The organism is Psychrobacillus faecigallinarum (assembly GCF_014836595.1).
Classification (GTDB): Bacteria; Bacillota; Bacilli; order Bacillales_A; family Planococcaceae; genus Psychrobacillus; species Psychrobacillus faecigallinarum.
In genome coordinates this window covers 299,254-318,887 of sequence record NZ_JACSQO010000003.1, presented here as the reverse complement: position 1 = coordinate 318,887, position 19,634 = coordinate 299,254, and the positions used below count along the sequence as shown (strand labels likewise).

Annotated in this window: 22 protein-coding genes; 15 read left to right on the top strand and 7 right to left on the bottom strand. The window is 37.7% G+C overall.

The annotated features are described in order from the left end of the window. Positions 1-58: 58 nt before the first annotated feature. The 4 genes from H9650_RS09115 (at position 59) to H9650_RS09100 (ending at position 3,202) form a co-directional block, all read left to right on the top strand. Positions 59-736: an HAD family hydrolase gene (locus tag H9650_RS09115; protein WP_191697021.1), complete on the top strand. Its 678-nt coding sequence runs from the start codon at positions 59-61 to the stop codon at positions 734-736. A 4-nt stretch (positions 737-740) separates the two neighbouring features. Further along, a complete protein-coding gene (locus H9650_RS09110) occupies positions 741-1,493 on the top strand; it encodes a YqjF family protein (RefSeq protein ID WP_151111602.1) in 753 nt (250 codons plus the stop codon). A gap of 22 nt (positions 1,494-1,515) precedes the next feature. Next, a complete protein-coding gene (locus H9650_RS09105) occupies positions 1,516-2,460 on the top strand; it encodes an MBL fold metallo-hydrolase (RefSeq protein ID WP_191697020.1) in 945 nt (314 codons plus the stop codon). Positions 2,461-2,719: 259 nt separating this feature from the next. Further along, positions 2,720-3,202, top strand: coding sequence for a hypothetical protein (locus tag H9650_RS09100; RefSeq protein ID WP_151111598.1), 483 nt, complete (start codon positions 2,720-2,722; stop codon positions 3,200-3,202). Positions 3,203-3,238: 36 nt separating this feature from the next. Here H9650_RS09100 and H9650_RS09095 read toward each other — a convergent pair whose 3' ends face one another. Genes H9650_RS09095 through H9650_RS09080 form a run of 4 tightly spaced genes read right to left on the bottom strand, consistent with a single transcriptional unit; the run spans position 3,239 to position 5,410 of the window. Then, positions 3,239-3,622: an SLAP domain-containing protein gene (locus H9650_RS09095; protein ID WP_151111596.1), complete on the bottom strand. Its 384-nt coding sequence runs from the start codon at positions 3,620-3,622 to the stop codon at positions 3,239-3,241. Positions 3,623-3,658: 36 nt separating this feature from the next. After that, positions 3,659-3,958, bottom strand: a complete 300-nt coding sequence (locus tag H9650_RS09090) for a hypothetical protein (protein WP_144538435.1) — start codon at positions 3,956-3,958, stop codon at positions 3,659-3,661. Further along, the gene (locus H9650_RS09085) at positions 3,940-4,929 is read right to left on the bottom strand and encodes an anti-sigma factor (RefSeq protein ID WP_144538436.1); all 990 of its coding nucleotides are present in this window, start codon (positions 4,927-4,929) and stop codon (positions 3,940-3,942) included. Before H9650_RS09085 ends, H9650_RS09090 begins: the two co-directional genes overlap by 19 nt. After that, positions 4,922-5,410 carry a sigma-70 family RNA polymerase sigma factor gene (locus H9650_RS09080; RefSeq protein WP_144538437.1) on the bottom strand — a complete coding sequence of 163 codons (489 nt, stop codon included), beginning with the start codon at positions 5,408-5,410 and terminating at the stop codon, positions 4,922-4,924. Before H9650_RS09080 ends, H9650_RS09085 begins: the two co-directional genes overlap by 8 nt. A gap of 147 nt (positions 5,411-5,557) precedes the next feature. Between H9650_RS09080 and H9650_RS09075 the strand changes: the two genes are divergently transcribed. After that, entirely contained in the window at positions 5,558-6,532 is a 975-nt protein-coding gene (locus H9650_RS09075) for a macro domain-containing protein (RefSeq protein WP_151111594.1), read from the top strand. A 44-nt stretch (positions 6,533-6,576) separates the two neighbouring features. Here the strand turns inward: H9650_RS09075 and H9650_RS09070 are convergent, their stop codons facing one another. After that, complete coding sequence (locus H9650_RS09070; protein ID WP_144538438.1) at positions 6,577-6,801, bottom strand: sulfurtransferase TusA family protein; 225 nt, start codon at positions 6,799-6,801, stop codon at positions 6,577-6,579. Between the two features lie 70 nt (positions 6,802-6,871). Then, entirely contained in the window at positions 6,872-7,927 is a 1,056-nt protein-coding gene (locus H9650_RS09065; protein WP_151113794.1) for a YeeE/YedE family protein, read from the bottom strand. Positions 7,928-8,138: 211 nt separating this feature from the next. On the opposite strand from H9650_RS09065, the gene H9650_RS09060 reads away from it, so the two are divergent. Together H9650_RS09060 and hemH are read left to right on the top strand one after the other, a co-directional pair. Continuing rightward, the gene (locus H9650_RS09060; RefSeq protein WP_191697018.1) at positions 8,139-8,795 is read left to right on the top strand and encodes a vWA domain-containing protein; all 657 of its coding nucleotides are present in this window, start codon (positions 8,139-8,141) and stop codon (positions 8,793-8,795) included. A gap of 158 nt (positions 8,796-8,953) precedes the next feature. Continuing rightward, positions 8,954-9,865: a ferrochelatase gene (gene hemH, locus H9650_RS09055; RefSeq protein WP_154311809.1), complete on the top strand. Its 912-nt coding sequence runs from the start codon at positions 8,954-8,956 to the stop codon at positions 9,863-9,865. 46 nt (positions 9,866-9,911) lie between these two features. On the opposite strand, the gene H9650_RS09050 is transcribed toward hemH, so the two are convergent. Continuing rightward, positions 9,912-10,277, bottom strand: coding sequence for a DUF2188 domain-containing protein (locus H9650_RS09050; protein ID WP_151111588.1), 366 nt, complete (start codon positions 10,275-10,277; stop codon positions 9,912-9,914). Between the two features lie 236 nt (positions 10,278-10,513). On the opposite strand from H9650_RS09050, the gene H9650_RS09045 reads away from it, so the two are divergent. The 8 genes from H9650_RS09045 (at position 10,514) to H9650_RS09010 (ending at position 19,617) form a co-directional block, all read left to right on the top strand. After that, positions 10,514-11,221: an alpha/beta fold hydrolase gene (locus tag H9650_RS09045; protein WP_151111586.1), complete on the top strand. Its 708-nt coding sequence runs from the start codon at positions 10,514-10,516 to the stop codon at positions 11,219-11,221. 120 nt (positions 11,222-11,341) lie between these two features. Next, the gene (locus tag H9650_RS09040) at positions 11,342-11,989 is read left to right on the top strand and encodes an SIMPL domain-containing protein (protein WP_151111584.1); all 648 of its coding nucleotides are present in this window, start codon (positions 11,342-11,344) and stop codon (positions 11,987-11,989) included. A 97-nt stretch (positions 11,990-12,086) separates the two neighbouring features. Further along, positions 12,087-13,292 carry an EAL domain-containing protein gene (locus H9650_RS09035; protein WP_191697017.1) on the top strand — a complete coding sequence of 402 codons (1,206 nt, stop codon included), beginning with the start codon at positions 12,087-12,089 and terminating at the stop codon, positions 13,290-13,292. A 254-nt stretch (positions 13,293-13,546) separates the two neighbouring features. Then, the gene (locus H9650_RS09030; RefSeq protein ID WP_191697016.1) at positions 13,547-14,758 is read left to right on the top strand and encodes a NupC/NupG family nucleoside CNT transporter; all 1,212 of its coding nucleotides are present in this window, start codon (positions 13,547-13,549) and stop codon (positions 14,756-14,758) included. Positions 14,759-15,002: 244 nt separating this feature from the next. Continuing rightward, positions 15,003-15,776 carry an ABC transporter ATP-binding protein gene (locus tag H9650_RS09025; RefSeq protein ID WP_151111581.1) on the top strand — a complete coding sequence of 258 codons (774 nt, stop codon included), beginning with the start codon at positions 15,003-15,005 and terminating at the stop codon, positions 15,774-15,776. Between the two features lie 16 nt (positions 15,777-15,792). After that, complete coding sequence (locus H9650_RS09020) at positions 15,793-17,670, top strand: AMP-dependent synthetase/ligase (protein ID WP_151111580.1); 1,878 nt, start codon at positions 15,793-15,795, stop codon at positions 17,668-17,670. Beyond that, a complete protein-coding gene (locus H9650_RS09015) occupies positions 17,667-18,551 on the top strand; it encodes a branched-chain amino acid ABC transporter permease (protein ID WP_144538448.1) in 885 nt (294 codons plus the stop codon). The genes H9650_RS09020 and H9650_RS09015 overlap by 4 nt, the downstream gene beginning before the upstream one ends. A gap of 4 nt (positions 18,552-18,555) precedes the next feature. Continuing rightward, positions 18,556-19,617, top strand: a complete 1,062-nt coding sequence (locus H9650_RS09010; protein ID WP_151111579.1) for a branched-chain amino acid ABC transporter permease — start codon at positions 18,556-18,558, stop codon at positions 19,615-19,617. Positions 19,618-19,634 lie beyond the last annotated feature (17 nt).

The window sequence follows — 19,634 nt, the reverse complement described above, 5'->3', positions numbered from 1 at the left end:
TTTTGCTTATAATCTGTAGAAGGTTACCTGTAACTCACAAAATTTAGGGGTGACCTTTTTGATTCAAGCGGTGTTTTTTGATTTGTTTGAGACACTTATTACGGAATGGAAAGAGGGAGGTAAGAAAGCAAGCTACTCTGTAGAATCTCTTGGATTGGAGGAATCGCTCTATAAAAGAGAATGGCATGCGAGAGTTAATGAAAGAATGGACGGAACTTATCTCGATCATCCTACTGTTTTAAGAGAAACATTAAAAGAAAACGGCCTACCAATTGATGAACAGGCCATCAAAATAATACATGAGCAAAGGGTATTTGTTAAGTCGGTCGCCTTTGAGAATATTGATGAATCTATTATAAAAATGATAGAAAATCTTAAAGCCTTGGATATTAAAATTGGACTTATTAGTAATTGTACTTCAGAGGAGGTAGAAGCCTGGAATAAGTGTTTGTTGCCGTCTTATTTTGATGACGTAGTATTCTCTTACCAAGTGAGAGAGCGTAAACCAAATCCAGCAATCTACCTAATTGCCTGCAACAATCTAAATGTGCATCCTAAGCATTGTTTATTTATAGGAGATGGGGGTTCCGATGAGCTAAGGGGAGCAATTGAGGTGGGGATGAGACCTTACCAGGCTACATGGTTTTTACCGTCTAGCGTAAGCGATCAACTCTACGGATTTCCTAAGTTAAAACAGCCAATGGAGATAATAGACATTGTAAAAGAAAAGGAGTAAAGCTATGGAGGACAAAAAAGATAAATGGGATGCTAGTCACCGGTCCTGGCCACTCCCTAAACTACCTTGGACGATGACCCAGACATGGAATGACCTGTTGTTTGTACATTATCCTATTGATCTAAATGTTTTACGAAAAATCGTACCTGACGTACTGCCTTTAGATTCGTTTAATGGCAAAGGTTGGATTGGCGTCGTTCCTTTCCATATGACAAACATTAGGCTGCGTGGAACACCAAGAGTTCCTGGGACCGATCGTTTTGCTGAGTTGAATGTTCGAACTTATGTCACGATAAATGGAAAGCCAGGCGTGTTTTTCTTTAGTTTGGATGCGGAAAATTTACTTGCCGTGAAGGTGGCCCAAACGGTATACCATTTACCTTATATGCATGCAGATATGAAGGTAGTTAGAAGCCAATCGACCATCGAATATTCAAGCAAGCGGCGACATGGTGTAAATGCAAAGCTAGAATGCAGTTACCGTCCTATCTCCCAACCATTCTATGCAGAAGAAGGCAGTTTTGAGGAGTGGCTGACAGAGCGCTATTGCTTATATACGTTAAGTAAAAAAGGGGAGCCACTCCGTTGTGACATACTTCATAGGAAGTGGCCATTACAGCAGGCGGAGGCGGAAATTCGAGTAAATACCATGCTTTCCGAGCAGGGAATCCAAGTGGAAGGCGATGAGCCAGTCCTACATTATTCAAAAAGTATGGAGGTTAGAATGTGGCCATTAGTTTCCGCGATGGACAATTAAGAGTGAAAAAGGAGGAAGTAAGATGAAAAACAAATATCCATTAAAGCTGAATGACAGAATATATTTAATCGATGGTTATGATATGGGATTAACAGAAAGAACAGGTACATATGTCATTCAGGAAGAGAAATTAACAATAGTGGAAACAGGACCAAGTCCCTCGGTCAAGCATTTGAAGGAAGGTTTACAGGAACTGGGATTCTCCTTAGATGAGGTTAAATATATTATTGTGACACATATTCATCTAGATCATGCTGGGGGAGCAGGCCTGTTATTGCAGGAATGTCCTAATGCGAAAGTAGTTGTGCATCCAAAGGGTGCCAGACATTTGGCTGAGCCTGAACGACTTATTGCAGGCGCAAGAGCAGTATATGGTTCAGAATTTGATGACTTGTTTGATCCTATTGTTGCGATTCCAGAGGAAAGACTGTTAACCAGGGCAGAAGGAGAAACGTTACAGATTGGAGAAAATTGTACACTGACCTTCTTTGATACTCCGGGTCATGCCAATCATCATTTTGGCATTTATGATCCGGTCAGTAATGGCATGTTTACAGGAGACACGGTTGGAGTTCGTTACGAGCAGCTAGCTAAAGATGGTGTTGATCTAGTGCTACCTTCCACTTCACCAAATCAATTCAATCCAGAGGCGATGCAAAAAGCTATCGAGCGATTCCAAAATATGAAACTAAGCTATATTTACTATGGTCACTTTGGAATGACTGCTGATGTAGAAGCAGGACTAGCGCAGGTTTCTGAATGGCTTCCGTTATTCTTGAAAACGGCAAAGGACGTTAAAAGAGAACAAAAAGACCATGAGGAGCTGGCAAAAAGACTTCAGGCATTAGTAAAGGATCATTTAAGAGGGCAAGAGATTCCTGATGACCATGAAGTATATCAAATCATCCAAATTGACACCGAGGTTGGTGCTATGGGGTTATTGGATTATTTGGAGAAACAACATTAAAAAATTACACAGGGTGTAGAAAAAGTAAAAGTAAGAGATTAACAGAGATATAGTTTTAGGAGGAACAAAATGTTTAAAATATTTTCTACAAAATGCTCCATTTGTCATAGAAAAGCAGGCCCTTACCGTTTGTTTAAAAGTCCAGAGGGAAAGAAGCTGAAACTTTGTTATGGCTGCTCAGAATATGCAACGAGACGAGCTTATAAAAAATTGTCTTAAAAGAAAAATATAAGATATGTAACTAGAGTGGAGGGTCTTGTTGAAGAAAAAAATTTACATCCTTTTAGTAGCTCTCATATCGTTTGTGCTCTTTGTATGGGGAGCTCTCTATTTAAATGAACGGTTATTTCAGGGGGAATATTATCATTACGAAGATGGCGTGACAATTGAGGTGACTAATTCAAGTGATGAAGAACTAACCAATTTAAGTTTTATTATTAACCCACTCTTCCAGGATTTAGGTAGTATCAGAAGTTTGGAACCTAAGGAGAGTAGAAGTCTTTATATTCCTGCTATAAATAAGGTTGGTAATGATCGTAGCTTATATTTAAAGTATCTCAACAACCAAATGAGAGAAGAACAGGTAAGTCTCGCTTATCTAGCCTCGTACAATCCTAGAAAAATTGTGGTTATTTTAGATATAACTGGCAAGGATCATATGGGAAGATTCTTATATCGTGTTAAAGGATTTGATAATGTTAGCCATTTTGAGTATGAAATAACTACTCACGAAGATAATTGAAAAGGATGGTCGTGATTTAAGTCACAATCATCCTTTTTAAATAGAATGTATTTGTAATCTTCCATTTTCTAAAAAGCTTGCAGCGATATAACTTCCTTCTGGAAATATAAATGTCCAAGGCATACTAGCTTTAGGAGGGATTATAAGCATCGGTATTGTGAATAGGTGTCTTGCCATTATCTCGTTGCCAATGGCATAGACTAACCGAGTCTGGTCAAAGATGAGCTCCTGATCGGTAAAATTATGTACCAGGACAGTTACAAGAAACTCTTTTTTATGATTGATTGCTTCTCGAATAGGAGTGAAAAGAATATCCTCGATCATCAGGTCTTTCGTTTTCAGAAAAATGAGTTCAATTTGTTCTCGATCCTGGGTAGCTACTGCTTTGTCCCAGGACTTTTCCCATTGTAGCTTCTGCATATTAAATCCCTCCTCATGAAACTAGTTTAGCATTTCTTACGGAAACGGGATAACCATCCAGCCTAAAAAGAAAATAACTGTTTGAAATAGCATGAGAAATACTCCCAAACCAATACCCCATACACCTAGTGATCGGCTAGTTCTTGAAAATAGAGCCAAAACGCTTAAAATAATCGTAAGTCCAACTGCAATTGAGTAAAGGCTATTTATATCAATAGCAAAGTTTGTTAAAATCCCGATGTTTAGAAAAAATAGAGCAGCCAATCCACTTAAAATTCCAATCCAGCCTGCAATGTTTAATATTCGATCGAAACGTTTTAATGTGACCAATTCCATAATTTCACCTCACCAATTTTTAATGTCCGTATAACGCTTAGATCCTTTAATCCAAGCAGGTCTTGTTTTGGACCTGTCACTACTACTGCGTATGTCTTCACACCATTTTTTTCTATAAATTCAATGCGTTCAGATAGAGCTAAATTCTTAGCGCTAGACACTTCTGTCGCTAACTCTTCATGCTTAACGATAAACTGGAGAATATCGATAAAAGCTTCTTCATTGGAAGCCACATCTCTAAAAGGTGACCAATAAGTTTGATCAAGCTGTATAGGATAACCAATTGGAGAAACAACATCTCCATCCTTACTTAAATTTTTGTCTTCTACACCAGTATCAATAGCTGCCCACACGATATCTACATTAGGCATTAGTTTTTCTATTTCTTCTACATCTACTACATCGTTTAACGAAATGTAGGCCTCTGCTACTGTTTCATCAGGTAAGCCTTCGAGAACCTTCCATTCACGAGAATTATCAATTTCATTGCGATTATCTGGGTGGGTCAGCCAAGGATTTGTTTCTGTAGGATGTTTAGCACCTACTCTCTCAAGAGATGTATCCACTTCTTTTTTAGAAAGGCTACCTAGCGTAAATTGTAAGTTGTAAGTGTTCGCTATATAATCCTCTTCTCCGATACGTTTATACTGGTCGAATCCTAGCTTCATAGAAAAGGGGGTAAATTCCATGTCAAATTCCATTTCCTCTAGTGAAGTGTTGGGTTCCGTCACGTATAATGTGTTGCTCGCAACATCCATTAGTGTTGTAGAGCTTGTACCAAATGCATAGTAGATAAAGGTTAAAAGATAACTGATTGGCACAATGAGTAATCCAGTCGTAAGGGTTGCAAGAATCAATTTCCACCTAGATGAAGAAATACTTCTTCTCATAGATTTTTGTAATTTATTTGTATCAGTTGCATTCTCCCAATCTCTTTTGGAGTTCGCAAGTAATTTCTCATATTCATCCATTTTTCGTTTCCTCCTTTGTCAGTAACAACCTCATTTTCTTTCTCCCACGAAGTAAATGGCTCTTCACTGTATTTAATTTCAAGTCTAATATATTAGCTGCCTGCTCATAAGTGCATTCATGTACGTCACAAAGCATTATTGCCTGCTTTTCATATGGAGATAACTGATCCAATAACTTTAAGAGCGCTCGGTATGATTCTTCCTCCAATACAACTGTCTCGGGGGTAACTATAGTTTGGGTTTCAATATTGTTAGAAGGCTGTGTGTGGTTTTCCTTCCGTATGTAATCTATAAATGTATAGTAGGCCACTTTAAATAACCACGGCTTGATATCTCTAATTTCATTGGAAAGTAAAGCGATGTGGGCTTTATAAAACGTGTCCTGCATTAAGTCCTCTGCGATAGCTTTATTTTTGCACAGAGAATAGATGTAACGATAAATATCGTTCACATACTGTGAATAAAGCATTTCAATGTCCATTTCTTCCCACCTTTCACTTTATCCTCGTATGGAGTATTTAAAAAGTTGCAATAAAATAAAAAAATATGTCATACTTTTCAACTTGTTCTGTTTTGTCTATCATTTAACTTAATAGAAAATGACCGTGAGGGAAAGGGGATAGAGAGTATGCCATTAGAAATCGTTCGAAACGATATTACGAAAATGCATGTAGATGCTATTGTTAACGCAGCAAATCGGGAGCTACAAATGGGTGGTGGTGTCTGCGGAGCGATTTTTCAGGAGGCTGGATCGACGAAGCTACAAGAGGCTTGTAATAATCTAGGGAGTTGTCCAACAGGCGAAGCTGTAATGACCGAAGCCTTTCAATTAAAAGCTAAATATATTATTCATACAGTAGGACCAGTATGGGAAGGTGGTTCAAATAAAGAAGAGGAGCTACTAAAGGCATGCTACAAAAACTCATTGGATTTAGCTTCATCATATGGATGTGAATCTATTGCTTTCCCTTTAATTTCTTCCGGTATATACGGTTATCCAAAGGAGCAGGCACTACAAGTTGCAATTTCTACGATAAGTTCCTTCTTAATGAAACATGAAATGCTTGTTTATATCGTTGTGTTTGATAAAAAAGCGTTTAAATTAAGTGAGAAACTGTTTAGGTCTATCGAAGAATTTATCGATGAGCATTATGTAGACGAGATGGATTTAAGCTTCGGGAGGAATAGAAGGGAAAGGTATCTACAAGAAGATTTAATGGAGGTGCAATCCAATCAGACTCTAGAGGAAATGGTAGAGCATATGGATAAGTCCTTCTCCGAGACGCTTCTTTGCTACATAGACGCGAAGGGTATGAGTGATGTGGCAGTATACAAAAGAGCGAATATTGATCGTCGTCTGTTTTCTAAAATCAGAAATAACAAAGATTATACCCCATTAAAGAAAACTGTAGTTGCCTTTGCTATTGCTCTACAATTAGATCTAAAAGAAACAAATGAACTACTAGGAAAAGCAGGCTATACGCTATCTAGAAGTCATAAATTTGATGTTATTATTGAGTATTTTATCCAACAAGAAAACTATAATATATTCGAGATTAATGAGGCCCTGTTTAGTTTTGACCAAGTAATATTAGGAGCATAAAAGAAAAAAAGGGATCCTGACTAGTGTCTGGATCCCCTAATATATTATTTCTTTTTAACTGTAATTGTCCAAGCTGCATCACTTAGCTGTTCGTAGTTAGTGATGTTGTGTCCTTCTTCTGCTGCCCAACGAGGGATGCTTTCAGTAGCCTGTGTACAATCGAACTCAATTACAAGCTCGTCACCTGAGTTTAATTCAGCGATAGCTTCTTTTGCTTCTACTAAAGGGAAAGGACAAACCATTCCCATAACTTCTAATACTTGTTTCATATAAAATCTCTCCTTTTTTATGATAAGTAATTTTTAAAATTGGTGGTTGAGGAGCAGTCTCTCGCACTTATTAAGCTGTTTTTACACTTGCTTTCATTGCTTTGTTTTTTTGGCGTCCACGGACAAATACGAAGTATACCGCAGTCCATGTTCCGAGAATCATAAATACTAAAGCAATCCAACCTTGCCAAGTCATCATGGCAGTCATAACTAAACCATTACCTATAGAGCATCCACCAGCTAAGCTAGCGCCGAAGCCCATTAAATTACCACCCACAAAACTATTAATACCCGTTTTAACATCGGGCATTCTGAAGCGGAACTCGCGGCTGGCTTTTGCTGCGATAAATGAGCCGATGAAAATACCAAGCACTAAAAATACGCCCCAATTGATAAACGCAGTGTCACCGGTAGTTAAATACTGGAGGATGTTAGCGGAAGGAGTAGTAATCCCTAGCCCACCTATACGTCCTGTTGCCACACTTAATGGCCATGCTAAAACTGCAATAGCCCCAACTAAAACTGCTGTTACAAATGGATGCCAGCGTTTTTCAAATAAAATATGTGCTAACCCAGTTCTTTTAGCTTTCAATGATGGAATGAAGACTTTTGGTTTCGTTACTTCTTTATAAACAATCCATCCTACAATAGCAACTAATATTCCTATTAAAATCCATACATTGATTCCAAGTGTTTCGGGAATTGAGTTAGTTGATAGCTGAGGAGAGCTTATTTTATCGTTTAAAGGTACCAATACCCCAGTTTTCATGATTGTAGCCATTAGCATATATCCTGCTAAAGCAATCCAGCTTCCGATTAAGCCTTCTCCAGCACGATACCAAGTACCTGTCGCACATCCTCCTGCTAACACAATACCGATACCAAAAATAAATGAACCTACTATAATTGCTAATAATGGTAGAGTCCCAGCATTAAATTCAAAAACGCCTAACTCTATTAATGTATAGACACCTACACTTTGAACGGCAATTGCTATTAATAACGCATAAAACATGCGATTGTCTTTTGTTAAGTACATGTCACGGAAACCGCCAGTCAAGCAAAATCTACCACGTTGCATGACGAATCCCAATAGGGCTCCACAAAATAAGCCTGTAATGAGCATTTGTATCACGCTTATCCCGCCTTCTTTTTAATTCATACTAAACTGATAGGATTATATTACATTGGAACAGTAATTATGACAATGTTTTTGCTCGAAAAAAATGATTGCCAATTTGTGGGGAGAAATATGAATGTCCCTTCGAAAGCGACCTTTTATATAGTAGTAATTGATATTCTACATTTGTAAACAAAAAACAAATGGAGGAAATATAATGAAAAATAATTTAACAGAACTAGTTTTTATATTAGACAAAAGTGGTTCAATGGCAGGGCTGGAGACAGATACTATTGGAGGGTTCAATGCCATGCTTGCGAACCAAAAGAAGGAAGAAGGAGATGCAATCGTTACAACCGTATTGTTTAACGATAACTATGACCTATTGCATGATCGGATAAATGTTAAGGGCGTTTCGTCAATCACGGAGCAAGATTATCAGGTAGGGGGGATGACAGCTTTACTCGATGCAATAGGATCATCCATACAGAAAATCGGGAATATACAAAAAAGAACTAGCCACGAGGAACGTGCAGATAGGGTATTATTTGTTATTACGACTGATGGGATGGAAAACTCTAGCTGTGAGTACACATATGAAAAAATTAGAGCAATGATTTCACATCAGAAAGAAAAGTATGGGTGGGAATTCATATTTCTCGGCGCCAATATTGATGCAATTGCTACTGCGGCTAATTTTGGGATTGCAGAGGAGTTTGCAGTAAAATACCATGCAGACAAAGAAGGAACTCGCTTGAACTACGAATCTGTTAGTAACGTAGTATCCTCCTATCGAAAAGGTACCAACATAGATCGTTCATGGAAGCAGGGAATAGAGAGAGATTTTACTAGCCGCAAGCAACAAAGAAAATAAACATATATATATTAAGGTCAGTCAAACGACTGGCCTTTTGAAATAAAGTAGATGCTTTTGTCTAGATTTCATCATATTGGAGTTCAAATGATAAAAGCTATGATGCTCTTTTATTTTTCTTATAATGTCTACTAGACTAGAAGGGAGTAAAAAGAACAATGATTGGAATTATTTTTTATGCGTATGGAGCTCCAAAATCAAAAGATGATTTACCTGATTTTTTTGCCCACCTTATTCAAGGGAAAGAGGTAACCATAAAGATGATAGGGGACTTTGTTAAAAGATATCGAGAGTTCGGATCCAATGATCCATTGGGTGCACATTCCGAACGCATTGCTCAAGGGTTGGAGAAATTATTGTCTAACTATTCTAAAGACATAAAAGTATATAATGCCTACAAGCATACGTTTCCTTATTTAGATGAGACGCTTAAGAGAATGATAGAAGATGGGGTAGATACCGTTGTTACTTTCTCAGTAAACCCTATATTTTCTCTAAGTGGAGCTGGTGTGTATCAAAAAGAAGTAGAGGATTTCCTAAATCGATCAGGAGAAAATAAAAAGCTTATTCATATCAAAAAATGGAATACTCACCCAGCTATTATTTCTGTTTACGCCGATCGAGTGAGGCGCGCCTACAAGTGGCTTCCGGCACATGTACAGGATGATGCATTTGTATTATTTACCGTCCATAGCCAACCTCTCTACCCAGAAGGAAACGATGATTATATTGAACAATTTCAAGCAATGGCTCAGGCTGTTGCAAGAGAAGCTGGGGTATCTAACTGGATGATGTCTTATCGCAGTGCTAGCAGTAAGGTAGGATGGCTTGGTCCAGATGTCAAGGATACTATCAGGTCGTTAGCAGCAGCGGGCTCTCGAGGATTTGTAACATGCGAGCTTTTATCCATAGTAACTGACATGGAATCCTATTTTGAAATAGGAAGAGATACACAACTTGTTAGCGAAGAGTTAAAGGTAGAGTTTGTCCGTTCTGAATTTCCCGGAGATTCATTTGATACGGTTATTGCATTGGCGGAAATAGTGAAGGAACAAATAACGAAGTGTTAAACAAAAAAAGAACCTCATTTGTCTGAAGTTCTTTTTATAGCTATTACTATTCATACAACGTACTATCTAAGTCCCCATCTTCCTGATAAATAGCGAGAATTCCATTATGATCATTGACGTAAGGCTTTGCCTTTTCAAGCAAGGCTTCCTTGGTATCCTCTGAGAAAATAGCGCGTTCTCCACCATCCTTTAGTAGTACCCAGTCATCCTCTCGGGCTTTTACTTCATATCTTGGTCGGCCGCTATCATCTCCGTTCACTGCCTTCCTAGCCTGAGCAGTTGCAATAGCAATTGCTCTTCCTTCATCCGTGTCATCTCTTAATAATGCATTGGCTATTTCAATAGCCTTCTCTCGAACGTCTGGCTCAAGATTTTTCATTGAATCTGGATAATCATTTTTACTCCACGGCATCCCTATCGCCTCCTTGCTTAAAATTTCCCGAAAACTATTTAATATAAACATACGAGTTGGAAATATTGAAGGAAAAAATAGGAGCACACTTTAAATTAACTAAATATTTTTAATTTATATATATATTTAACTTTTCTATTTATGTATAATTTTATATATACCATATTTTGTAAGGGTTATTCGGATGTATCCATCTTTAACTAAACATGAGCAATTGATTGGAGAGGGGCTACTAAATGATTTTACATACACATATTCAGGGAAGTGGAGAGCCGCTTATTTTTTTACATACTGGACTACAGACAGGGGATACTGATTTTGAATATCAAAGGGAGTTTTTCTGCAAAAGCTATCGGGTGTTCTCTCCAGATTTAAGAGGGCACGGTCAGTCGGCTTCAGATGAAATTGAAGACTTCTTTATAGATTCTGCACATGATTTATTAGAAACCATCGAGCATTATGGATTAGCTAAGGTTCATTTGGTTGGATGTTCACTTGGAGCTATTGTGGCTGTACAATTTGCAAGGCTATTTCCAGATAGCGTTCATACACTTACTGTTTCGGGCATTATGCCTGTTAAACCAAATAACTGGCTTGATTTACATATGCAGGACGTAAGGACTCAGGAAAAGGTTTTGCTAAACGATGAGTTCGTCCATTATTTCAATCAACTACATTTATCTGATTGGAGGCGGTTCATCTACTTAGGGAAAAAAGAGGATTGGTATCCTTTTGAGGATATGTTATCAATGTATCGATTCCATTTCCCTGTACTTTACATAGTAGGGGAAAACAATGCTCATGAAACCGTGGGAGCAACAATTTATCCGAAAGAAAACAAGCATATACATGTGGCCATAATTCCTTTTGCAGGACATTTAGTGCATGAGGATCAACCGGTTATTTATACAAAAGTAGTGGAGGCATTTCTAAAGAAACATTGATACTGCAAGAAAGAAATGTAACAAGAGTCCAATATTCTCCGCTTGTGAAATTATTATTTTAAACAAGTTTTTTGGATGAGGAGCATATGCTATTGTATATGCAATATGGAAGGGGATCTTATGTATACAAATGCTTTACAGCCTTGTCCTCTAATTAGAACTATTTCCGTTAATGGGGAGGGAACGGTAAAGGTTCCGCCGAATCATGCTTACCTGCAGGTAGAAGTTAGTACGGAAGGCAACGAAGTAGAGGAAGCTCAACAAAGAAATGCAGCAATCATGAATCAGGTTATTCAATCTATACTGGAGTTAGAAATTCCGAGAGAGAATATTCAAACCGCTGTATATAATATTTTCCCTCGTTACGATTTTGTAGATGGGAAACAGGTTTTCAGAGGATATGAGGTGACTAATGCCATCTCAGTGAAAATACCTGATGTAGGCCTAGTTGGAAAAGTAATTGATACAGCAGTCAGTAATGGAGCTAATCGAATTTCTTCTATAGAATTTCGATTAGATAACGAAGAAACATACTATCAAATGGCACTTAGCAAGGCATTACTTTATGCACAGTCAAAGGCTAAGACGATAGCAGAGACGATGAGGCTTTCTGTTGCTCCTCAAGTAATAGAAATAGTGGAAAACAACGAAGGAAGCCCTATAGTGCCGTATAGAATGATGTCACTGGATTCTGCTGTCGGAGCAACTCCTATTGAACAGGGCGTTATCACGATTAAAGCAAATGTTACAGTTAAGTTTCAGTTTTAATAATTATATTTTTTTTTGTATAAAAATACGAAAAGTCCATTTGCATAATACCTTTTTACGACTTATCATGTATTTATGGAGATAAGGGGGGTTCAGGATGGATGCAATCGATGTTCTAACTAACTTAGATAATGTAAAGGTTTATTTTCAACCTATCTTTAGCGCAGACGAGCATGTCGTTGTTGCATACGAGGTTTCTGGCAAACTAAAATACGATGACAAGCTCCTCGACCTAAATAGTTTCGCTTACGATGAGGAGGTTCCCGAAGAATATAGAAATGATGTGGAGCATAAAATCCTCCATATTGCTTTGGGAGAGCTTGTTAATCAGCCAAAGAACTTTGATATTTATCTGCCATGTAATGCTAATTTGCTTGTGCTAGATTACGGAGAAAGCTTCTTTGAAATTATCAAGCACTATATTCCTGAGGAAGAACTTTCTCGAGTGGTTTTAGTGATATCTGAACATGATTTTAAAGGTGATTTTCATCAATTAAATAATGTAGTGCGCTATTTCAAAACTTATGGAATAAAAATAGCCATTAACCAGCTAGGCTCTGAGAGTCATTTAGACTATATTCAAATGCTTGCACCTAATATACTTAAAGTAAATATTGAACAGCTAAGCTATGAATCATGGGGAGTACAAAATGACCTCTTTACATCACTTAGTTCATTGGCGCGTAAAATTGGAGCAAATATGTTGTTCGAAGGTATCGATACTGTCCATCAACTTCAATTTGCTTGGAAGAATAGTGGCAGATACTATCAGGGGAAATATTTGGCTGAAGCAAGTACAGGACTAATTCCTCGTAATCAATTAAAGAAAAGCTTTAAGGATAGATGTCGCCAATTTATTGCTACTGAAAAACGGATATTGGAAGAGAATTTTAATGCATTGAAGGAATTACAAAACAAACTAGAGAAAAAGGTCCAAGCGATTAAATCATCTAGTGAGGATGTAAATCAATTATTGCAATTGGCGGAAGAATTGGGTGAATACTCATTCCGTCTTTATATTTGTGATGAGGAGGGCTTCCAGACATCACCGAATATTGTTCGAATTGATTCCCAATGGCGAATTCAAGAAGAAGCAATTAACAAAAATTGGAGCTGGCGACCATACTTTTTGAAAACCATCATTAAAATGAGAAATGATCAGAGTGGAGTGTTCTCGGATGTTTATAGTGATATTGAAACAGGAGAAATGACGAGAACTTTCTCAGTTCCAATCAATAACAGCGAGTATATTTTTATTGATATTTCCTATGACTATTTATTTAAAAAAAATATATTCAGATAAAAAAAGCCTGCTTTCTTAAAAAGAAAGCAGGCTTTTTTGAAAAGTTTTACATCGTCAGTATTTCTAAACTTTAAGACAATTTAATATTAACTCCGTCGAAATCTTATTTCTAAGATTTCGATTTTTTTTTATGTGTGTCAATATAAATTATTATAAAATGATTTACCGTTTTTTTCGAAGATAATAGGGAATAGCTAGAATATGTCTAAATTGAGTAAAACTATTTACACACTAAAAAAGAAGGTGTTTTGCATATGAATATACTTTGGGGAATGGCTGGTATTCTTGTTGTTTTAGCGATAGCATTTCTTCTCTCCAATGCCAAAAGGTCAATAAATTTAAGGACTATATTAATTGGCTTAGCCATACAGCTTGTATTTGCATTTATCGTATTAAAGTGGGATTTAGGGCGGAAAGCATTGCTTATGCTTTCAGAAGGGGTACAAAATTTAACTGGGTATGCTAGCGAGGGTATCTCCTTCTTATTTGGTTCGTTATCTGATGTTGATCAGTTTGGTAGCATCTTTGTTATACAGGTTTTGACAATTATTATTTTCTTCTCAGCTTTGATTTCTGTTTTATATTATTTGGGCATCATGCAATTTTTCATTAAAATTATTGGAGGAGGACTTTCAAAGCTTTTAGGAACTAGTAGAGCTGAATCAGTATCGGCTGCTGCTAATATCTTTGTTGGACAAACAGAGGCTCCTTTAGTTGTTCGACCCTTTATTGCAAATATGACCAAATCAGAGCTTTTTGCTGTTATGACTGGAGGACTTGCATCAGTATCGGGATCTGTTTTAGTAGGATATTCATTATTAGGCGTACCACTCGAATACTTACTTGCTGCGAGCTTCATGGCTGCACCAGCGGGACTGATAATGGCAAAATTAATCTTTCCTGAAACTGAAACAGTAGATGATTCAAATTTTAAGCTGGAAAAGGATGATTCAAAAGTAAATGTTATTGATGCTGCTGCAAGTGGAGCAGCAGATGGGATGAAACTGGCAGTGAATGTGGGGGCAATGTTATTAGCATTTATTGCTTTGATTGCTCTTTTAAACGGCCTTATTGGAGGAATTACTGGGCTATTCGGCTATAAGGGAGTTACTATAGAAGGTATTTTAGGCTTTATCTTTTCTCCACTAGCTTTTGCAATAGGCGTCCCGTGGTCGGAGGCAGTGGAAGCCGGGTCCTTTATAGGTCAAAAGCTAGTTTTGAATGAGTTTGTTGCCTATAAGTCATTTACTGATGAGATGGCGGGACTTTCCCAAAAAACAAATCTTGTTGTAAGCTTTGCTCTTTGCGGCTTTGCAAATTTGAGCTCTATGGCAATATTGTTAGGTGGATTAGGTTCATTGGCTCCAAACCGACGAGAGGATATTGCACGCCTAGGATTTAAGGCGGTTATCGCTGGAGCGTTAGCGTCATTATTGAGTGCAGCAATAGCGGGAATGTTTTTATAAAATAGAAAAATTATTTGTCGAATAATGATTTTACAAAACCTCCTATGGGACTAGACATAGGGGGTTTTTATTTTGATGAATAAAAGATATTTACCACCACTCATTTTAATTCAACAGTTTCAAACATATAACGACAAAATATTAGGAAATAAGTCGCATTAATTTCATTGACAAAGCTATTGAATGTACAGTAATATTCAAAAAAAGCTTAACTGTAAACCCTTACATAAAAGGAGGAGTCCTAGTGGATCCTATATTAGAGATAAAAAATGTTTCTTTACAATTTGGTGGAGTGAAGGCGCTAGAGGATGTCAGCTACCATATAAACAGAGGGGAGATTTTTTCATTAATAGGGCCAAATGGAGCTGGGAAAACTAGTATGTTGAATTGTATCAGTGGTCTCTATCATCCGACTAGTGGCTCCATTTTATATAATGGACAGGAAATTATAAATATGAAGCCTTATAATCGTACTGCACTAGGGATTGCTAGAGCATTTCAAAATATAGCATTATTTGCCCATATGTCCGTTCTTGATAATCTAAAGCTTGGAAGACATTCATTGATGAACTCAGGTCCTCTAAGTGGCGGGTTATACGTTGGGAAAGCAGCAAGGGAAGAGATAGAGCATAGAAAGAAGGTAGAAGAGGTAATTGAATTTTTAGAGTTACAGGATATTCGTCATATTCCAGTCGGCACGCTGCCTTATGGATTACAAAAAAGAGTGGAGGTAGGAAGAGCGCTGGCATTAAGTCCTGACTTGATATTATTGGATGAACCAATGGCCGGGATGAATAATGCTGAAAAAGATATTATGTCTCACTTTATCTTGGAAATGCATGAGGTTATGGATATAACGGTAGTATTAATTGAGCATGATTTGGGTGTTGTAATGAATTTATCTGACCATATAGCTGTGTTAGATTTTGGTAGGCGTATTGGTTTTGGAACTCCAGCAGAAATTCAAGAAAATCCAGACGTTATAAAGGCCTATATTGGAGAAGAAACCGTTATTTAGAAAGGGGAAACTAGGAATGGATAGAAAAACATTACCCACTCTTTTAGCGGAAAGGTCTGCTAACCATCAGCAAGAGATTGCTCTAAGACAAAAGCATCTAGGAATATGGAATGAGGTAACTTGGGGAGAATATGTTAAAAAGGTAAATCAACTGTCTATTGTTTTATCTGAATATTTTGATTTTTATAAAGGAGAAAGTCTTGCGATTATTGGGGATAATAGGCCTGAGTGGGTTTATACTCAGCTTGCAGTTCAAAGTTTAGGTGGCGTAGCAGTAGGGATTTATCCAGAATCTTTACCCGAACAGCTTGTATTCTACTTAAATGACTGTCAAGCGCGTATTGTAGTTGTTGAAAATCATGAGCAAGTAGATAAATTATTAGAAATTGAAGAGCAAATACCGTTAATTGAGCAAATAATCTTTTATAACAAACAGGGGATGAGGAATTATAAGCATCCGAAGTTGGTAGATTTTGAGGATTTATTAACGGATGGGATAGCATTGTTGAGAGAAAGAGCAAAATTCTCTTTAGAACCACTTCCAGAGGTTTTCGCAGATGATCCAGCAATCATTGCGTATAGTGCAGCTACATCCGGAACGCCTAAGGGAGTTATTTTAACTCATGCAAATCTTATACAGGCAGCAGTGGGTCTGTTAGCAATAGATAAAGTGAAAACGAAGGATGATTATTTTTCCTTCCTACCTTTTGCATGGGTTCATGAACAGATATTAGGAATAGTAACTCCATTAATAGAAGGAACAGTAGTTAACTTCCCTGAAAGACCCCAAACAGTTTTAGGAGACTTAAGAGAGATAGGGCCACACACATTATTAGCGCCGCCAAGAGTCTATCAATCTATTATGTCTAGCTTTACTAACAGAATGGAAGCATCTAGCAAATTTAAAAAGACTATTTTTAGATACTTTAAGAAATTCGGTGACAAGGTAGCTTATGCAGAATTAAACCAAGAATCTCTTCGATTCATTGATAAAGCTATGTATATATTAGGAGATATGGTCATTTTTAGTGCTATCCGAGACCATTTAGGATTGGCAAGAGTTAAAAGAGCCTATGTTGCAGGAGCGGCATTACATTCAGAAGCGTTTTACTTTTATCACAGCATCGGAGTAAACCTTAAGCAAACCTATGGGGGAACTGAGGTTGCTGGAATAGCCTTTGTCCAAAGAGATAAAGAAGTAAGAGCCGGGAGTTCAGGGAAGGCTCTACCAAATACGATGGCTAAAATTGGCGAGGATGGAGCAGTTTATATTAAAAATACTGCTGTTACAAACGGCAGCGTAAATGGGGAAAATGAACAGGGATTAGACGGATGGATATCCTTAGGGGATTGCGGTCACCTTGAGGATGATGGCCATCTATATATATTAGATCGAATAGAGGATATTATTGTTAACCAAAATGGTGAGGTTATATATCCAAGATTGATAGAAAGTAAGTTGAAGTCAAATCCCTACATTCTAGAGGCAGTTTGCTTTGGTCAAAATAAGCCATATGTTACTGCCATTATAAATATGGATTGGATAAGCGTGGGGAGATGGGCAGATAAGAAAAAAATAACTTATACAGAATATGCGGAGTTGGCCAGACACAGTCAAGTAATAGAGTTTCTTGAACGACAGGTGTCATTACTAATGAATGAATTGCCTGCCTTTGCAAGGGTAAAAAAATTTACTCTTCTACACAAGCCGTTTTCTGTGGATGATGGAGAGCTCACCCGAACCTATAAAATTAGAAGGAAGTTTATAGAAAATCGTTATGAGATGCTAATAGATGGTATGTATACAGAAAAAGAAAACATCTCTATGGGGATGAGTGAGAATGAGGTTTTGCGAGTGGTTCAACTAAATAGAGAGCAGGAGGTGACTTTATGACATTTTTTCTTCAAATGCTTGTCACTGGTGTGGTCGTAGGAAGTATCTATGGACTTGTAGCATTAGGATTCGTGTTGATTTATAGGGCAAGTGGTGCACTAAATTTGGCAAATGGAGAGTTTGTTATTATAGGTCCCTATATTTGCTTAGTTTTGATAACTGCTTACCGTATTCCATTTTTCATTGCATTGCTGATAACACTTATATTCAGCGCACTCCTAGGGCTAATCGTGGAGCGATTAGTTATTAGACCAATACAAAATGCGCCTGTCGTATCCGTTATTATGGCGACTATTGGACTGTCTAGTTTGTTGGGAGGAGCAGTTCATATGATTTGGGGTCATCAAACAAGAATGTTCCCTAAAATATTCCCGACGACGCCTATAAATATTTCTGGGATTATTATTAGTCCCGTTTATCTTTGGTCCTTCGCAATTGTGATAATTCTACTCACGATATTCCTATTGCTGTTCAAATTCTCTAAAATGGGAATCGCCATGCGAGCGGTAGCGGATGACCGACAGGCTGCTATGTCTATGGGCATCAGTGTGAAATATGTGTATGCAGCGACCTGGACTATAGCTGCTGTAGTTGCGGCGGTAGGTGGAATATTACTAGGAAATATCAATGGACTAAGCCCCACTATGTCAGCTATTGGTTTGACCGTCCTTCCAGTTGTAATTCTAGGTGGATTGGACAGTGTTCTTGGAGCAATTGTAGGTGGTTTTGTAATTGGTATTCTTCAAAATCTGGCGGGAGGATACATAGATCCACTCGTTGGAGGAGGTTTAAAGGAGGTTGCTCCATTTATAGTGGTTTTACTCATCTTAATGTTAAAACCATACGGATTATTTGGTAGTAGAACAATTGAGAGGGTGTGAACCTGTGAGAAACCTGTTTGTTAGAGAAAGTGGAAATTATAAAACCTCCTATTTAGATGACGCCAAAATGTTTGGGACGACCTCTGGCAAGGTCAAGGGTCTATTAATAGTAGCGATAGTCCTCCTGCTCCCATTAGTTACCACCAATTATTGGATAGGCTTGCTTACTTTATGTGCTATCTCGGCAGTTGGGGCAATCGGACTTAATATATTGACCGGTTTTACAGGTCAAATCTCTATAGGAGTAGGAGCATTTTTAGGAGTGGGGGGATACACCTCTGCTATTCTTACTTCCACCTATGGATTGAGCTTTTGGATTTCTCTACCACTAGCTGGCATTATTACAGCTTTAATAGGGGGACTGTTTGGAATACCGTCCCTACGCTTGAAGGGATTGTACTTGGCGATTGCTACTTTGGCTGCACAAGTTATTATTTTATTCGTCATTAGTCGATGGGATAGTTTGACGGGCGGCACTGCTGGGATGGTCTTGAATCGGCCGAGGGTGGGAAATGTGTCTTTGACAAGTAATACACAGTATTACTATCTTTGTGTCATCATTTTATTACTCACAATCATGTATGCCACTAATTTATTGAGAACGAGGACTGGCCGAGCTTTTCTAGCTGTCAGAGACAGAGATATTGCCGCACAAATAATGGGGATTAATTTATTTAAATATAAAGTGATGGCTTTTGCCATAAGTTCATTTTTTGTAGGAATCTCTGGTGCATTGCTTGCACACTATACGATGATTGTAAGTCCCGAGCTCTATAATTTCCATGTATCTATTGAGTACCTTGCCATGATTTTAATAGGTGGTTTGGGAAGTGTGTTCGGTTCTATTTTAGGGGCGGCATTTATCACGCTGTTGCCTGTAATGCTAGGCTCATTCATAGATATTTTGGCAGCATTTATGCCAGATTTCTATCAGCTTTTTTCAGCCTTTAAAGACTTTGTATTTGGGGCGGTGATAATTTTGTTCTTAATCTTTGAGCCAGGGGGACTCGCACATATATGGATCAATATAAAGAAGTACTTTAGGCTTTGGCCATTTTCATATTAGCTAGTTAGTTTTTCATT

Bases quoted from the DNA above. Each gene is read 5' to 3' on its own strand.
- H9650_RS09110 (WP_151111602.1), top strand. From the start codon at position 741: ATGGAGGACAAAAAAGATAAATGGGATGCTAGTCACCGGTCCTGGCCA.
- H9650_RS09105 (WP_191697020.1), top strand. From the start codon at position 1,516: ATGAAAAACAAATATCCATTAAAGCTGAATGACAGAATATATTTAATC.
- H9650_RS09095 (WP_151111596.1), bottom strand. From the start codon at position 3,622: ATGCAGAAGCTACAATGGGAAAAGTCCTGGGACAAAGCAGTAGCTACC.
- H9650_RS09090 (WP_144538435.1), bottom strand. From the start codon at position 3,958: ATGGAATTGGTCACATTAAAACGTTTCGATCGAATATTAAACATTGCA.
- H9650_RS09085 (WP_144538436.1), bottom strand. From the start codon at position 4,929: ATGGATGAATATGAGAAATTACTTGCGAACTCCAAAAGAGATTGGGAG.
- H9650_RS09080 (WP_144538437.1), bottom strand. From the start codon at position 5,410: ATGGACATTGAAATGCTTTATTCACAGTATGTGAACGATATTTATCGT.
- H9650_RS09075 (WP_151111594.1), top strand. From the start codon at position 5,558: ATGCCATTAGAAATCGTTCGAAACGATATTACGAAAATGCATGTAGAT.
- H9650_RS09070 (WP_144538438.1), bottom strand. From the start codon at position 6,801: ATGAAACAAGTATTAGAAGTTATGGGAATGGTTTGTCCTTTCCCTTTA.
- H9650_RS09065 (WP_151113794.1), bottom strand. From the start codon at position 7,927: ATGCTCATTACAGGCTTATTTTGTGGAGCCCTATTGGGATTCGTCATG.
- H9650_RS09060 (WP_191697018.1), top strand. From the start codon at position 8,139: ATGAAAAATAATTTAACAGAACTAGTTTTTATATTAGACAAAAGTGGT.
- hemH (WP_154311809.1), top strand. From the start codon at position 8,954: ATGATTGGAATTATTTTTTATGCGTATGGAGCTCCAAAATCAAAAGAT.
- H9650_RS09050 (WP_151111588.1), bottom strand. From the start codon at position 10,277: ATGCCGTGGAGTAAAAATGATTATCCAGATTCAATGAAAAATCTTGAG.
- H9650_RS09045 (WP_151111586.1), top strand. From the start codon at position 10,514: ATGATTTTACATACACATATTCAGGGAAGTGGAGAGCCGCTTATTTTT.
- H9650_RS09040 (WP_151111584.1), top strand. From the start codon at position 11,342: ATGTATACAAATGCTTTACAGCCTTGTCCTCTAATTAGAACTATTTCC.
- H9650_RS09035 (WP_191697017.1), top strand. From the start codon at position 12,087: ATGGATGCAATCGATGTTCTAACTAACTTAGATAATGTAAAGGTTTAT.
- H9650_RS09030 (WP_191697016.1), top strand. From the start codon at position 13,547: ATGAATATACTTTGGGGAATGGCTGGTATTCTTGTTGTTTTAGCGATA.
- H9650_RS09020 (WP_151111580.1), top strand. From the start codon at position 15,793: ATGGATAGAAAAACATTACCCACTCTTTTAGCGGAAAGGTCTGCTAAC.
- H9650_RS09015 (WP_144538448.1), top strand. From the start codon at position 17,667: ATGACATTTTTTCTTCAAATGCTTGTCACTGGTGTGGTCGTAGGAAGT.